Origin of the sequence: Streptomyces cinerochromogenes (assembly GCF_014648635.1) — a bacterium.
Taxonomy (GTDB): domain Bacteria; phylum Actinomycetota; class Actinomycetes; order Streptomycetales; family Streptomycetaceae; genus Streptomyces; species Streptomyces cinerochromogenes.
In genome coordinates, this window is the sequence record NZ_BMRM01000001.1 from 1 (window position 1) to 13,686 (window position 13,686).

The window sequence follows — 13,686 nt, forward strand, 5'->3', positions numbered from 1 at the left end:
CTGAAGACGACGTACTACCTGCGCTCCCGCCCCGCCACGCGCATCGCCCGCGCCGCCCGTGCCACCGTCCCGGCGCAGCAGGCCGCCGACCCCGAGGTGATCGCCTGCTCCCTGGAGAACCCCGAGTCCTGCGAGGCCTGCCAGTAGTCACCCCACCCGTCGGCCGCCGGTACCCTTCCCGGCGGCCGACGGTATGCCCGGCTGCGTTTCGGAGGTGCCCGGCAGGAAGCGGTTCGGGGGACGTGAAGTTCTCATATGTACGGCCTTTAACAATCATTCCCTTCTTGTGGGGCTGTCACTGTCGGCCGCTCGGCCCCTCGTGCCAGGCTCACGCCATCCGGAGAGAGGGGAACTGGCATGGCGCATCTGGACATCGGGCTCCTGGGACCGTTCACGGCGTGCATCGACGGTGCGTCCATCGTCCCCACCGCGGCCAAGCAGCGCAGGCTCCTGGCGCTGCTGGCGATCGACACCGGGCACGAGGTGAGCATGGCCTCGATCGCGGAGGGCCTGTGGGAGGGGTGCCCGCCGACCGGCCCGTCCGCGGCCGTGCAGACGTACGTGAAGCAGCTGCGGCAGCGCATCGCCCCCGCGGCCTCCCGGCTCACGCCCCGGATCGACCCCAAGCGGATCCTTCTGCGCGGTCACAGCGGGTACCAGCTCCAGATGCCGCAGGTCCGGGTCGACGCACGGGAGTTCGAGCGTCTGGTGCAGCAGGGTCACCAGGCGATCGCCGACGATCAGGACGACCGGGGTGTGCGCCTGCTGTCCGACGGTCTCGCGATGTGGCGAGGGCAGGCGCTGGGTGACGTACGGGCGTCGGGGGCGCTGCGTGCCGAGGCCCTGCGGCTGGACGAGATGCGGATCGCCGCCCTGGAGACGCGCATCGACGCGGAGCTGCGTCTGGGCCGCCACGCCCGTCTGGTGAGCGAGCTGACCGCGCTGACCACCCTGCACCCGTTGCAGGAGAACCTGCACGCCCAGCTCATGGTGGCCCTCTGCCGCAGCGGTCGTCCGTCGCAGGCGCTGGAGGCGTTCCGCCGGCTGCGGGAGACGTCGGTGCGGGAGTTGGGGATCGAGCCGTCACGGCGGCTCCAGGAGCTGCACTGCCGGGTGCTGGCCGGCGAGCCGCCTCTCGACGCCCCGCTGCGCACGCTGGCCCCGCTGTAGTCGGCGCGCCAGGCCCGCCAGGCTCTCCTGACAGGAAAAGGTAGATCATGCAAGACACGCCCGCTGCCGCCGTCACGGTCCATCTGTGGTCGCTGTCCGAGGACGTGATCGTGGAGCGCGACGACGAGAACGACCAGGTGGTGCTGAAGAGCCGCTGGGGGGTCGACTACGTGAAGCGGCCCTGCGCCACGGTGCAGGAGGCTCTGCGGCGGATGGAACTGGGTCCGGTGTCCCTCGCCAACGCCGCGGAGCAGCACGTCGACCTGTACGCGGTGATGCTGCCGGCGCTGAGCAGGCTCTCCCATCTGGTGGTGCGCACCCTCGGCGTCGACGATCTCAGGGGTCCGCTCCTGTCGGTGTTCCCGGTGGCGCACGACGCCCCGCTGGCGCTGGTCTGGCTGCCGGGCCAGCGTCCCGTGCAGCTGCCCCGGCATGTCGTCCTGACCAGGCAGGCCGCGGGTCTGTCGCTGGAGGCCGTCGGCGGCCGCCACGTGGTGGTGCTGCACCGGCCGGAGGCGGCTCTCGTGGCGGCGATGCTGGCCTGGCCGGTCACCCCGGACAAGGCGTCGGCCTCGCTGCCGCTGCCGCCGCAGATGACCGAGGGCATCATCCGCTATCTGGCGGCGGCCGGAATGGCGGCTCCGGTGGACGACGCGCAGTAGGGCGGAGTACGGCACGGAGCAGGCGGCGCGTACGTACCGGTGTGAGCGACGGCGGCGGGACCCGACGCGCTAGACCAGCCAGCCCGCGTCGCGGGCGATGCGGATCGCGTCCACCCTGTTGCGGGCGTTCAGCTTCGCGACCACCGTCGTCAGGTAGTTGCGCACGGTCCCCGTGGACAGGTGGAGCGCGCCGGCGATCTCCTTGGCCTCCGAGCCCTCCGCGGCCAGGCGCAGTACCTCGGTCTCCCGGTCCGTGAGCGGGCTCTCCGTACCGCTCCACGCGGCCAGCGCGAGTTTGGAGTCGATGACCCGGTGGCCGGCGACCACGCGCCGTATGGCGTGGGCGAGTTCGGCCGGCGACTCGTCCTTGAGGAGGTACCCGTCGACCTCCGCGGCGAGGGCGCGGCGCAGGGTGCCGGGACGGCCGAGGCTGGTGAGCATCAACGTTCTGCAGGCGGGTAGTCGTTCACGGATCTGTGTGGCGGCGCTGAGGCCGTCCAGGCCCGGCAGGTCGATGTCGATCACGGCGATGTCGGGCTTGACCTTGAGCGCGGCGTCGAGGATCTCGTCCCCGCGTTCCAGCTCGCTCACGACCTCGAAATCGTTTTCCAGGCTCAGCAGGGCGACCAGCGCCCCGCGGACCATGTTCATGTCCTCTGCGAGCAGTATCCGAATCACCGCAACGCCACCCCCATTTGGCAAAGCGATCTATGCTCGTCACCCTATCAACTGCACCGGTTCAGCAGACTGGTCCGGGTTCAGGCGGCCGACTGGCCGTCGTCCGCGTCGGCGGTCAGCGCGGTGCCGGAGCTCCTCCGCTCGGGCACGCGGGCCGCGAGACGGAACGTTCCGTCGTCGCCCTGGTGCACGGTGAGCGTGCCGCCGACGGCGCTCAGCCGGGTCTGCAGGTTGCCGAGGCCGCTGCCGCTGTGCGGGGAGGAGTCCCGGTAGCCGCTCGCCACACCGTCGTTCACGATGGTGAGCCGTACCCGGTCCGTGGTGCGTTCGGCGGTGATCTCGCAGTAGGTGGCGCGGCTGTGGCGCAGCACGTTGGTGACCGCCTCGCGCAGGACCGTCGCGAACACCGTGTCCAGTTCGCGTTCCAGCTCTCCGACGCGGACTTGTGCGTCGACGCGCACGTCGGCGGCGCTGAGCACGGACTGGGCCGAACTGATCTCGTCTTGCAGGGACATGTCACGATATCCGCTGGCCACGCTGCGCACGTCGGCCAGCGACTGACGGGACATGGTGAGCACCTCCTCGACCTCGGCCTTGGCGCGGCCCGGGTGGGCGGGCAGCAGGCGGTGGATCAGCTCGCCCTTGAGCGTGATCGCGGAGAGGCTGTAGCCGAGCAGGTCGTGCAGGTCGCGGGCGAAGCGGAGGCGTTCCTGGGTGACCGCGACGCGGGTCAGTTCGCCGCGGGTCTCGTGCAGGACGCGGATCAGGTCGGCCAGCCGGGTCAGGCCGAAGACCACGAGGCCGGTCAGCAGGGTGGACTGGACGTAGTAGAACGTCTCGACCAGGGGCAGGTCGGCGAGGAGCGGCGGCATGAGCATCGAGGCGCCCACCACCGCGTACATGAGCCAGGCCCGGCCCGGGGGCAGGAGGAGCAGCAGGGAGCCGGCGAGGAACCCGGCCATCGAGCCCCACTGCGTGCGGAAGACGAGTAAGGGCAGGTAGGTGAGGAGCGCCTGGATGCTCAGCGTGACCGTCTTGCGGGACGCCGGCTCCAGCTGCGCACCGGGTCTGGAGTGCAGCAGCTGGAGCGTCATGATGCCGAACAGGCAGACCACCGCGACGCCCGCCTCGGCCACCGAGGCGTGCGAGCTGAGGATGTTGAGCAGGGTGATGCTGAAGTAGCACAGCAGCGCGGCGAGGAGCACGAGCCGGCCCAGCCGGGGGGCGGGGAGGTTGCCGCTTCTGACGAGCAGTGCGTCCGGCTGCCCGGCGCCCTCGGTCGCCTTTGGCGAGGACTTGTGTCGGCACATCACGTTCGCATCCCCTCTCACGCAGCGCCACCCGTGCGGAGCATAAGCGAGGGAGATGTGGATCACGTAAGGAGTTGTGCGCTCGCGACAGTTATGCGTGTAGAGGGCACGGATTGTCAGGAGCGGGCGAGAAGGCCCCGTTCGAGGGCGACGACGACGGCCCGCGTACGGTCGCTGACGTCGAGTTTCGCGAAGACCCGCAGCAGATGGGTCTTCACCGTGGCCTCGCCGATGACCAGGCGGCGGCCGATCTCGGCGTTGGACAGCCCGTCGGCGACCGCGAGCAGCACATCGCGTTCCCGTGCGGTGAGAGCGACCGGTTCCGGACGGCGCATTCTGGCCACGAGGCGTTCGGCGACCTTGGGCGCGAGGACCGTCTCCCCGCGCGCCGCCGAGCGGATGGCGTCGGCGAGCTGCTCCCGGGTGGTGTCCTTGAGCAGGTAGCCGACGGCGCCGGCCTCCACCGCCCGTTCGATCTCCACGTCCGTGTCGTACGTGGTGAGGATCAGCACCCGGGTCGGCACCGGCAGGGCGACGATCTCGGTGGTGGCGGCCACTCCGTCGAGCACCGGCATGCGCAGGTCGAGGAGGGCGACGTCGGGGGCGAGCCGCCGGACCAGGTCGACGCCCTCGCGTCCGTCGCTCGCCTCGCCGACGATCTCGATGGTGGGCTCGCCGGTCAGCAGGGCGACGACCCCGGCGCGCATCACGGCGTGGTCGTCCACCACGACCACGCGGATCCGGTCGTTGTCGGTGTCGGTCATCTGGTGTCCTTCGCGGTCGGTCGGCCACGACGGCCCGGCGGGAGCCGGGGCCGGGCCTCAGCCCTGTGCGTGGCTCTGCGTGGGAAGAGTGGCGAGGATGCGGGTGCCGTCCCCGAGGGAGCTGGTGACGGTGAGTTCACCGTCGAGTTCGGCGAGCCGCCGGCGCATGCCGACGAGGCCGAAACCACGGGACTCCTCCACGACGAACCCGTTGCCGTCGTCGGTGATCTCCAGCTCGACACCGCCCGGGACCTCGGTGAGGACGACCCCGACGGTGGAGGCGCCGGAGTGCTTGCGCACGTTGGCGAGGGATTCCTGGGTGCAGCGCAGCAGGGCGACGCGGGTGCGCTGGTCCAGGTCGATGTCGGGCAGTTCGGCGGTGACGGTGAGGCCGGTGTCCTGGACGAAGCGGTCCAGGGTCCGGCGCAGGGTGGTGGCGACCGAGCCGGGTGCGACGCCGCTCGCCGGGACGGAGCCGACGAGGACCCGGGCCTCGGTGAGGTTCTCGCGCGCGGTCTGCTCGATGGAGGCGAGCTGCTGTGCGCAGCGTCCGGGGTCGGCGTCGACGGCGGCGCGGGCGGCCTCGGCGAGCACGACGATGGAGGCGAAGCCCTGGGCGAGGGTGTCGTGGATCTCCCGGGCCATGCGCTCGCGTTCCTCGGCCGCGCCCTGGCGCTGGTATGCGGCGGCCAGTTCCTCCTGGGTGAGGACGAGTTCGGCGGTCAGCTGCTCCTGCCGCTCGTTGCTCTGGCCGATGAAGCGGTGCATCCACAGGCCCAGGCCGACCCCGGCGGCGTAGGCGATGACGGTGAACACCGCGTTGCCGGTGAGGAACTGGGGGCTCCAGCCCTGGCCGAGCGTGCCGCCGAACACCGTGAGGGCGGCGGCCGCACCGCTGAACGCGACCGCTTCGCGGGGGACGCGGGTGAAGAGCCAGAACTGCGGCAGGGACACCACGTAGAAGGCGGCCCCTCCGTCGAGCAGGTAGGAGCTGGCGCCCAGGACGAGGGCGAGGACGCCGAGGTAGGTGCGGCGGTTCAGGACCCGGTTGCGGGGCCGGGTGAGGGTGGCGGTGTGGCACAGCGCGATCAGGGCGAGCAGGCCGAGCAGCCAGAACTTGCGGGCCGGGGACCGGTCGGCCACGGCGACGGCCGTCGGCAGCAGGCCGAGCAGGATCCAGCCCGCCAGGTTCCAGCGACGGATCCGGTCCAGGGTGAGCCGGTCGCTCGGCTGCTGCTGCCACTGGGACACGCTGATTCACCTCATTCGCAAGGGCGTTGGGAGATCGTATCGGCGGCGGCGGTCACCGGACGGGTTCCAGGGGGCGGGCGGCCGGTTCCGCGGCGGTGCGGGCGCGGCGGACTCCCTTGGAGGGCCACCAGTTGGCCTCGCCGAGCAGGAGCATCAGGGACGGCAGGACCAGCATGCGGATGACGAAGGCGTCCAGGAGGACGGCGACGGCGAGGCTGAAACCGATCTGCTTCATCTCGATCAGGTGCAGGGCCGCGAAGCTCGCGAAGACGGTGACCATGACCACGGCGGCGCTGGTGACCACGCCGGCCGAGCTGCCGATGCCCTCGATGACGGCCTTGCGGGTCGGGACTCCGCGCAGGGCGGCCTCCCGGATCCGGCTGATCACGAACACCTGGTAGTCCATCGACAGGCCGAACAGGATCACGAAGAGGAACAGCGGGACACGGGACCCGATCGACCCGGTGGAGGTGAAGTCCACGAGGCCCTCGGCCCAGGTGTGCTGGAAGACCATGACCAGGATGCCGAGCGAGGCGGCGGCGGACAGCATGTTGAGGACGATGCCGACCAGGCCGAGGACGACGGAGCGGAACGCCCAGACGGTCATGCCGAAGGTGACCAGGAGGAGGGCCGCGATGATGAGCGGCAGCTTCTGTTCCTGGTGGGTCGGGTAGTCGGTGTAGCGGGCGACGTCACCGGTCACGGCGGTCTCGGCACCCTCGACCTTGCCGACCGTCTCGGGGACGTAGGTGCGGCGGATGTCCTTCAGCGAACTCTGGGCCTCGTCGGAGCTGACGTAGTGCGGGACCTGCAGCTGGAGCATGCTGATCCGCTTGTCCGGCGAGGTGGTCAGGGTGGAGGTGCCGCTCAGGCGCGGGTCGTCCTTGACGTCCGCGGCGAGTTCGCGCAGGGCGGCGGTGACCTCGGCGGAGCGGTCGGCGTCGGCGCGGACGACGACCTGGTGCATGGACTTCAGGTCGGGGAAGGCCGCGTTGAGGCGGTCGTAGACCTGCATGGCGACGATGGAGCGGGAGTGGGTCTCGCGGCCCATGTCGGTGAGTTTCAGACCGAGGACCGGGGCGGCCAGGGCGAGCAGGGCGAGGACGGTGACCGTGAGGGTGGCGGCGGGGCGCTTGGCGACGGGGCGCAGCACGGCGGCGGTCAGCCGGCCGGGGCCGGTGCGGTGCGCCTTCTGCTTCTTCGGCGCGAGCCCGCGGGCGGCCCGGCGCTCGGCCCGGCGCTCGGCGCGCATGCCCATCTTCGCGAGCAGGGCCGGCAGCACGGTCAGGGAGCTGACGACGGCGACGAGGGTGACGACGATCGCGCCGGTGGCGATGGAGGAGAAGATGACGTCGTCGGCGAGGTAGAGGGTGGCGCTGGAGACGGCGACGGCGAGACCGGAGAGGACGACGGCCCGGCCGGAGGTGGCGGCGGCGAGTTCGACCACGGCCTGCGGGCTCAGCCTGCCTCCCGCCCGGGCCCGTTCCTCACGCTCGCGCTTGAGGTAGAAGAGGGTGTAGTCGACGCCGACGGCGAGGCCGATGAGCAGGATGACGTTGGTGCCGACGCCCGCGTCGGGGAAGACGTGCGAGGCCACCATCGACAGGCCCACGGCCGCCACGATCGAGGACAGGGCGAGCAGCAGCGGTACGAGCGCCATGGCGATGGAGCTGAAGACCAGCAGCAGGGTGATGAGGGTGACCGGCAGGGCGATGACCTCCGTGCGGGAGAGGTCGTCACCGCGCAGTCCGTCGACGCCCTTGCTGATGGAGGGCGAGCCGGTCTCCTCGATCCGCAGGCCGGGGTTGGCCTTCTGGACGGCGGCGGTCTGGGCGAGCAGCGGGTCGACGTGCTTCTTGCCCTCCAGCTCGGGGCCCTTCAGGGTGACCGTGACGCGGACGGCGGTGTTCTTCGCGTTGTGCACGGGGTCGGCGACCGAGCGGACCTCGGCGAGCCCCCGCATCCGGGCGGCGACGTCGGCGGCGGCCGCGTCGGCGGCGCCCATGTCGAACGATCCGCTGCCGGGCTTGGCGGTGATCAGGACGTGTTCGACGGGGCGCTGCTGGAGCCCGCCCTCGGCGGCGATCTCCTCGCCGCGTCCCGCCTCGCCGATGCGGAAGTCCTCGGTGGTCGCCGCGTTGGTGCCGACGGAGATGCCGATGCCGAGGCAGAGGACGACGAAGACGAGCCAGCCGACGATGCCCCGCCAGGGGTGGGCGGCGCTCCAACGAGCCATGCGTACGGGAAGATTCTTCATGCGTCCATGCTCTTCGCGGGGGGTGTGCCGGCGACAGCAGCGACCGGTTGAACCTGGGGTCCACCACCCGGTGGACCCCCGTGCGGCTCAGTGGAAACTGAGGGTGTGGTAGATCGTCACGTTGCCCTCCAGCTCCTGGCAGCGTTGCGCGGCGGCGGCGAGCCGGCCGACGTGGCCGGGGGCGCCGGTGTCCAGCAGGATGCCCAGCGAGGTGCCGCTGTGGCCGATGACGACACCGAGCCCGCCGATGTCCTCGCAGATCCGGATCATCGGCTCCAGCGACCGTTTGTGGCGCAGCACCTGGTTCATCCGGGCGCTCTCGGTGGCGACCCGGCCGGCCTCGGCGAGGTCGCGGCGGGCCACGGCGTGCGTGATGCGGTCGAGGAGGCGGGCGTACTGCCGCCGGTCGGCCGCGGTGAAGGGTTTCGGTATGGCGTTGAAGGCCACGGTGTCCACGGCGCCGCCCTCGTCGATGCCGACGACCGTCATCGCGGGCAGCGAGCCCAGCCGGGCGCGCAGCCGCACACTGCGGTGGTGGAAGGCGACGATCGCCTGGTACAGGACGCCGTCGGTGGGTTCGATGCGCGCCAGGTACGTCTCGATACGGCGGTGCGGCATGGGGGCGCCGAGGGCGTTGGCGACGGCGCGGGCCGTGGCCACCAGGTCGGCGGAGGAGCTGGCCAGTCCCTTGCCCTCGGGCAGGGTGCTGTCGAGGTGCAGCACCCCGCCGCCGGGTGCTCCGCAGTCGTCCAGGATCATCCGGGCCAGCCGCAGCGCCTTCTTCTTGTGCGCGGGGCCGACCGTCACCTCCGGATCGTCCGGGGTGAGTTCGAAGCGGGCGGTGGACCAGCGGGCGACCGGCAGGGTGACCAGGAAGTCCCCGTCGTCCTCGGGCAGCACGCCCTGCAGCAGTTCACCGAAGGTGCCGAAGGCGGTGCTGACGCCGGTGGCGGCCACCCGGCGGTGGTCGATCGTGGTCACGTGTGCGTCCTTTCTCGTAGGTCCGGCAGGCGCCCGGGCGCGGGTTCGGGGGTGAGTGCCGCCCGTACGCGCGCCGCGCTGAGCGCGGGCCGGGTGCCGACGAAGTAGTGGCCTCCGTCGTCCAGTTGGTGGAGGGTGACGTGTTCGGCGAGGGTCCGCCAGGCGCCGGCCGCGCGCGCCGCGTCCGCGGTCTGCGGGTCGTCGCGGGCCACGACGACGTCCACCGGGGCGGCCAGGCGGCGCGGGTCCGGGTGCTCCTGGAGGCGGATGAGGTGCCGGTGGGCGGTGGCGAGGTCGTGCCGGTAGGCGCGGTCGGCGACCGCGGCACGCTCCGGCTGGTAGGCGTCCAGCTCCACGAACGCCCGGCCGCCGCGGAGCCGGCCCAGCAGGGTGGGCCGGTCCACCGCCGCGAGTGCGGCCAGCTCCGACCGCAACCCTGCCGTGCCGGACAGCAGTTGGGCACCGAGGAAGACCCGCTCGACGGGCCGGCCCGCCTCCTGCAGGAGCCGGGCGGTCTCCAGGGCGGTCGCGGCGCCCGCGCAGTGCCCCCACAGCAGGACGGGGCCGGCGATGCGGTCGAGGATCTCGTCGCGGGCCCGGCGGGCCAGCTCGGGCACGTCCTGGAGGGGTTCGTCGGGGGCGGTGAAGTCGTGGCCGGGCGGTTCGGCGCCGTACACGGCGATGCCGTCGTCCTTCAGCTCCTCCGCGAGCGCCCGGAAGTTGACCGCGTTCCCCGCGGCGTAGGGGAAGCACACCAGGGTGTGGTGCGGGCTGCGCACCTCCAGCAGCGGGTGCAGCAGCCTGTTGTGCCGTTCCCGGCCCGGCTCGCCGTCGCGGCGGCGGGTCAGGACGCGGGCGAGGTCGGCGAGGACCGGGTGGGCGACCAGGTCGGCGACGGTCAGGTGGCGGCCGAGGTGGGCGATGAGGCGGGCGGCGGCCAGGGAGGTGCCGCCGAGCGCGAAGAAGGCGTCGTCGGTGCCGATGCGTTCCAGCGGGACGCCGAGCACCTCGGCCCAGGCCACGGCGAGGCGCCGCTCGTCGGCGGTCGCGGGGGCGGTCCGGGCGGCGCCGCCGTGGCCGAGGGTGGCGGCGAGTTCGCCCAGTGCCGCCTTGTCGACCTTTCCGTGGGGGGTGAGCGGGAGGCGTTCGAGCCGGTGGCAGTAGGTCGGCACCATGTAGTCGGGCAGCAGGGCCGCGAGGAAGTCCCGGGCCCGGGCGGCGTCGGGCGGCCCGGGGTCCGTGCCGTCCGCGGTGAAGAAGGCGGTGAGGACGCGGGCGGCGCCCAGGTCGCCGTCGCTGACGACCGCGGCCTCCCGTACGCCGGGCATGGCCGCCAGCCGGTGCTCGATCTCGCCGAGTTCGATGCGGTAGCCGCGGATCTGCACCTGTTCGTCGTGCCGGCCCAGGAACCGGAGGCGGCCGTCGGGCAGCCACCGGCCGAAATCGCCGGTGCGGTACATGCGCGTGTCGGCGCGGAACGGGTCGGGGACGAAGGCCTGCCGGGTGCGGTCCTCGTCGTTGATGTAGCCGCGGCCCACGCAGACGCCGGAGAACGCGATCTCGCCGGTCGTGCCGAGGGGGACGAGCTGGAGGTTGTGGTCGAGGACGTAGGGGTTGACGTTCCTGAGGGACCGGCCGAGCGGGACGAAGCCGTGCTCGGGGACGCCGTCGAGGACCTCGTGCATGGTGTCGTCGCAGACCTCGGTGGCGCCGTAGGCGTTGACGAGGCGGATGCCCGGCTGGGCGGCGAACCAGCGGCGCACCAGCTCGTGGCCGAGGACCTCGCCGGTGACGGAGAGGGTGTGCAGGGGGCGGAGGTCACGCGGGTGCCGCTCCAGGTGGCGCAGCAGGACGTCGAGGTAGGCGGGCACGGTCTGCGCCACGGTCACGCCGCCGGCGACCAGCTCGTCCAGGAACCCGGACACGTCGAGCAGGACGTCGGTGTCGACGATGCGCACGGTGGCGCCGGCCGACAGCGGCGCCGCGAACTGCCACAGGGAGATGTCGAAGCCCGGGGACGCGGTCTGCGCCACGACCTGGCCGGGGCCCGCTCCGAGCCCCATGTCGTCGGTCTTCGCGTGGAGGTGGTTGACCAGGCCCGCGTGCTCGCACAGGGCGCCCTTGGGGGTGCCGGTGGAGCCGGACGTGAAGTAGATGTACGCGGCCTGGGTCAGGGTGGGCGGTTCCGGGAGGGGGTGGCCGCAGGCGTCCTCGACGTGCCGGGCCGTGAGGACGGCCGGGCCGTCGTCGAGTTCGGCGCAGGCCGTGCGGACGAGGGCTTCGCCGCGGTCGTCGGTGAGGGCCAGCACGCAGACGGCCTCGTCCAGCTGGACGGCCACCCGCTCCGCGGGGAGGTCCGGGGACATCGGGAGGTACACGGCGCCCGCCTTGAGGACGCCGAGGGCGCTCGCGATCCAGTCCAGGGTGCGGTCCATGACGACGGCGACCACGTCCTCGGCGCCCGCGCCCGCCGCCGCCAGGGCTCGGGCGACGCGGTCGGAGCGTTCGTCCAGTTCCCGGTAGGTCCAGGTGCGGGCGCCGTGGGCGGCGGCGGGAGCGCGCGGGTCCTGCCGTGCCCGCTGCCGGAACAGGTCGACGACGGTGTGGGCGGGCGCGTCGACCCGCGGCCCGGCGAGGGCGTAGAGCTGGGTCGCGGTCTCCTCGGGCGTGAGCAGGCTCTGCCGGTCGTGGCGGGCGGACGGGTCCTCGGTGAGCAGCCGCAGGGCGGCCAGCTGGTATCCGGCGAGCCGCCGGGCGTGGTCGCCGTCGAAGGCGCCGAGGTCGTACGTGACGTGCAGGGTGAGGCCCTGGCCGTCGCGCACCCAGGCGAACCGCACCACGGCGTCCGGGCCCGCGCCGGGCGTGCCGGTCGCGAGCCCGGACAGGTCCAGTACGGCGTCGTGGGGCCCGGTGGTGTGCGGCGCGCTGCCGACGGCGTCGGCCAGCTCCGCCCAGGTGGACGGGGCGACGGTGAGGCGCAGCGCCCGCGGTGCGCTCCCCTGCCGGGCCGGTACGTGGCCGGAGACGACGCCCTGTTCGGAGGTGAGGGTGGCCAGGACGCGGGCGTGCGCGGCGAGCAGGAGGGACGGCAGGCCGGTGCCGAGGGTGCGGGCGGTGCGGTCCAGGGCGTCGGCGAGGCCGGGGGGCAGGGGGGCGCGGTGGGTGGCGGTGCCGGGGCCGCCGGCGTGGGGGGCGCGCCAGCGCGGGAGGGTGGCGGTGAACTCGGCCGGCCCCGGCGCGGGCGGTGTCTCGGCGCGGGGGGCCGGGAGGCCGGTGTGCTCCTCGGGTCCCCCACCGGGGACGGTGGTCTCGCTCATCGGACGGAGGCCCTCTCTCGTGTGGGGTGCGGGGCGGCGGGAGCCGGGTCCAGGTCGATCTCGACGAGGTCGGCGGCCGCCAGGGCGCGGCGGGCCGCCCGCGGCGAGTCGGGGGCCGCGGCCACCACGCTCGCCAGGCGGTCCTGGAAGGAGTGCGTGATCCGGACGTCCCGGCCGACGGCGGTGGTCGCGCGGGCGGCGAGGACGCCGGGGGCGGCGGCCGCCGCGGACAGTCCCCGCACCCGGCTGACCCGGCCCTCGCGGGTGGCCCGTACGAAGCGGACGGCGGCGTGGCCGGTGCCGGGCACCGGGTCCGCGGCGGGCAGCCCGGCGGCCCGGGCCACCACGGCGTCCACGAGGTCGACGCCGAGGGCGGCGCGGACGGCGACCGGGATCATGCCGCCCGCGAGGCGGGGGTTGACCTCGATGACGACCGGGCCGCCGCTGGACCAGCGCAGTTCGGTGTGGGCGGCGCCCCAGCCGAGACCGAGCGCGGTGACGGCGCGTACGGCCGTCTCCCCCAGGGCCCCGGCCGTGGGCTCGGGGAGGACGGCGGGGACGTCGTGGCCGGTCTCCACGAAGTAGGGGGCGGGGCCGATGTGTTTGGCGACCACGGTGACGACCTCGCCGTCGAAGGTCTCGACCGAGAACTCCGGTCCGGACACCGCCTCCTCCACCAGGATGCGGGCGTCCGGGGTGTCGTCCAGGAGCCGGTGGGCCCAGGCGCGGGTGTCGTCGTCGTCGCGGCACAGCCGTACGCCGACCGAGCCGGAGCCGCTCACCGGCTTGAGCACGACGGGGTGGCCGATGGACCGTGCGGCGGCGACGGCCGCGTCGGGGTCGGTGACGGTCGCGAACCCCGGCACCGGCACGCCCGCCGCGCGGTGCCGTGCGCGCTGGACGTCCTTGGCGCGGCAGGCCTCCACCGCGTCGCCGTCCGGTCCGGGCAGGCCGAGCCGGGCCGCGGCCCGCGCGGCCGCCGCGACGTAGTACTCGGAGCTGGAGGTGACACCGGCGAGGCCGGCGTCGTCGGCGAGGCCGGCCAGGGTGCGCAGCACCGCGTCGGGGTCCGTGGTGTCCAGGGTCCGGGTGTCGATCCCGTCCTCGGCCGCGTACGGGTACCGTCCCGGGTCGCGGGCGAGCAGGACGGGCCGCAGACCGCGGGCGCGGGCCGCCGCGCAGAACTCCCGTCCCGTGCCGGTGGTGTTGCTCTCCAGGAACGCCATCCATCTGCCGTTCATCGCACGCCTCTCCCTCGGACGGCGCCCCGCTCGCGCGAGGGCGCCGTACAGATAC

Annotated in this window: 10 protein-coding genes; 2 read left to right on the top strand and 8 right to left on the bottom strand. The window is 73.2% G+C overall.

Annotated features, from left to right (window positions below):
- Positions 1 to 357: 357 nt before the first annotated feature.
- Complete coding sequence (locus tag IEZ20_RS00010) at positions 358 to 1,170, top strand: AfsR/SARP family transcriptional regulator (RefSeq protein WP_189293955.1); 813 nt, start codon at positions 358 to 360, stop codon at positions 1,168 to 1,170.
- 47 nt (positions 1,171 to 1,217) lie between these two features.
- Complete coding sequence (locus IEZ20_RS00015) at positions 1,218 to 1,832, top strand: NADH oxidase (protein WP_189293956.1); 615 nt, start codon at positions 1,218 to 1,220, stop codon at positions 1,830 to 1,832.
- 69 nt (positions 1,833 to 1,901) lie between these two features.
- Here the strand turns inward: IEZ20_RS00015 and IEZ20_RS00020 are convergent, their stop codons facing one another.
- The 8 genes from IEZ20_RS00020 to IEZ20_RS00055 all read right to left on the bottom strand — a co-directional run bounded on the left by IEZ20_RS00020 (position 1,902) and on the right by IEZ20_RS00055 (position 13,631).
- Positions 1,902 to 2,510 (bottom strand): response regulator transcription factor, encoded by a 609-nt coding sequence (locus IEZ20_RS00020; RefSeq protein ID WP_189293957.1) that lies wholly within the window; start codon positions 2,508 to 2,510, stop codon positions 1,902 to 1,904.
- Between the two features lie 80 nt (positions 2,511 to 2,590).
- Positions 2,591 to 3,820, bottom strand: a complete 1,230-nt coding sequence (locus IEZ20_RS00025; RefSeq protein WP_189293958.1) for a sensor histidine kinase — start codon at positions 3,818 to 3,820, stop codon at positions 2,591 to 2,593.
- A 116-nt stretch (positions 3,821 to 3,936) separates the two neighbouring features.
- Positions 3,937 to 4,584, bottom strand: coding sequence for a response regulator (locus IEZ20_RS00030; RefSeq protein WP_189293959.1), 648 nt, complete (start codon positions 4,582 to 4,584; stop codon positions 3,937 to 3,939).
- A 57-nt stretch (positions 4,585 to 4,641) separates the two neighbouring features.
- Positions 4,642 to 5,835, bottom strand: coding sequence for a sensor histidine kinase (locus IEZ20_RS00035; RefSeq protein ID WP_189293960.1), 1,194 nt, complete (start codon positions 5,833 to 5,835; stop codon positions 4,642 to 4,644).
- A gap of 52 nt (positions 5,836 to 5,887) precedes the next feature.
- Complete coding sequence (locus IEZ20_RS00040) at positions 5,888 to 8,092, bottom strand: MMPL family transporter (protein ID WP_189293961.1); 2,205 nt, start codon at positions 8,090 to 8,092, stop codon at positions 5,888 to 5,890.
- 87 nt (positions 8,093 to 8,179) lie between these two features.
- Positions 8,180 to 9,073, bottom strand: coding sequence for a GHMP family kinase ATP-binding protein (locus tag IEZ20_RS00045; RefSeq protein WP_189293962.1), 894 nt, complete (start codon positions 9,071 to 9,073; stop codon positions 8,180 to 8,182).
- Entirely contained in the window at positions 9,070 to 12,390 is a 3,321-nt protein-coding gene (locus IEZ20_RS00050; RefSeq protein ID WP_189293963.1) for a non-ribosomal peptide synthetase family protein, read from the bottom strand. Before IEZ20_RS00050 ends, IEZ20_RS00045 begins: the two co-directional genes overlap by 4 nt.
- On the bottom strand, positions 12,387 to 13,631 hold the full coding sequence (locus tag IEZ20_RS00055) for an ATP-grasp domain-containing protein (protein ID WP_189293964.1): 1,245 nt from the start codon (positions 13,629 to 13,631) through the stop codon (positions 12,387 to 12,389). Before IEZ20_RS00055 ends, IEZ20_RS00050 begins: the two co-directional genes overlap by 4 nt.
- Between the last annotated feature and the right edge of the window lie 55 nt (positions 13,632 to 13,686).

What these genes read in the sequence shown, in the direction of transcription:
- IEZ20_RS00010 (WP_189293955.1), top strand. Translation starts at nt 358, where the DNA reads ATGGCGCATCTGGACATCGGGCTCCTGGGACCGTTCACGGCGTGCATC.
- IEZ20_RS00015 (WP_189293956.1), top strand. Translation starts at nt 1,218, where the DNA reads ATGCAAGACACGCCCGCTGCCGCCGTCACGGTCCATCTGTGGTCGCTG.
- IEZ20_RS00025 (WP_189293958.1), bottom strand. Translation starts at nt 3,820, where the DNA reads ATGTGCCGACACAAGTCCTCGCCAAAGGCGACCGAGGGCGCCGGGCAG.
- IEZ20_RS00030 (WP_189293959.1), bottom strand. Translation starts at nt 4,584, where the DNA reads ATGACCGACACCGACAACGACCGGATCCGCGTGGTCGTGGTGGACGAC.
- IEZ20_RS00040 (WP_189293961.1), bottom strand. Translation starts at nt 8,092, where the DNA reads ATGAAGAATCTTCCCGTACGCATGGCTCGTTGGAGCGCCGCCCACCCC.
- IEZ20_RS00050 (WP_189293963.1), bottom strand. Translation starts at nt 12,390, where the DNA reads ATGAGCGAGACCACCGTCCCCGGTGGGGGACCCGAGGAGCACACCGGC.
- IEZ20_RS00055 (WP_189293964.1), bottom strand. Translation starts at nt 13,631, where the DNA reads ATGAACGGCAGATGGATGGCGTTCCTGGAGAGCAACACCACCGGCACG.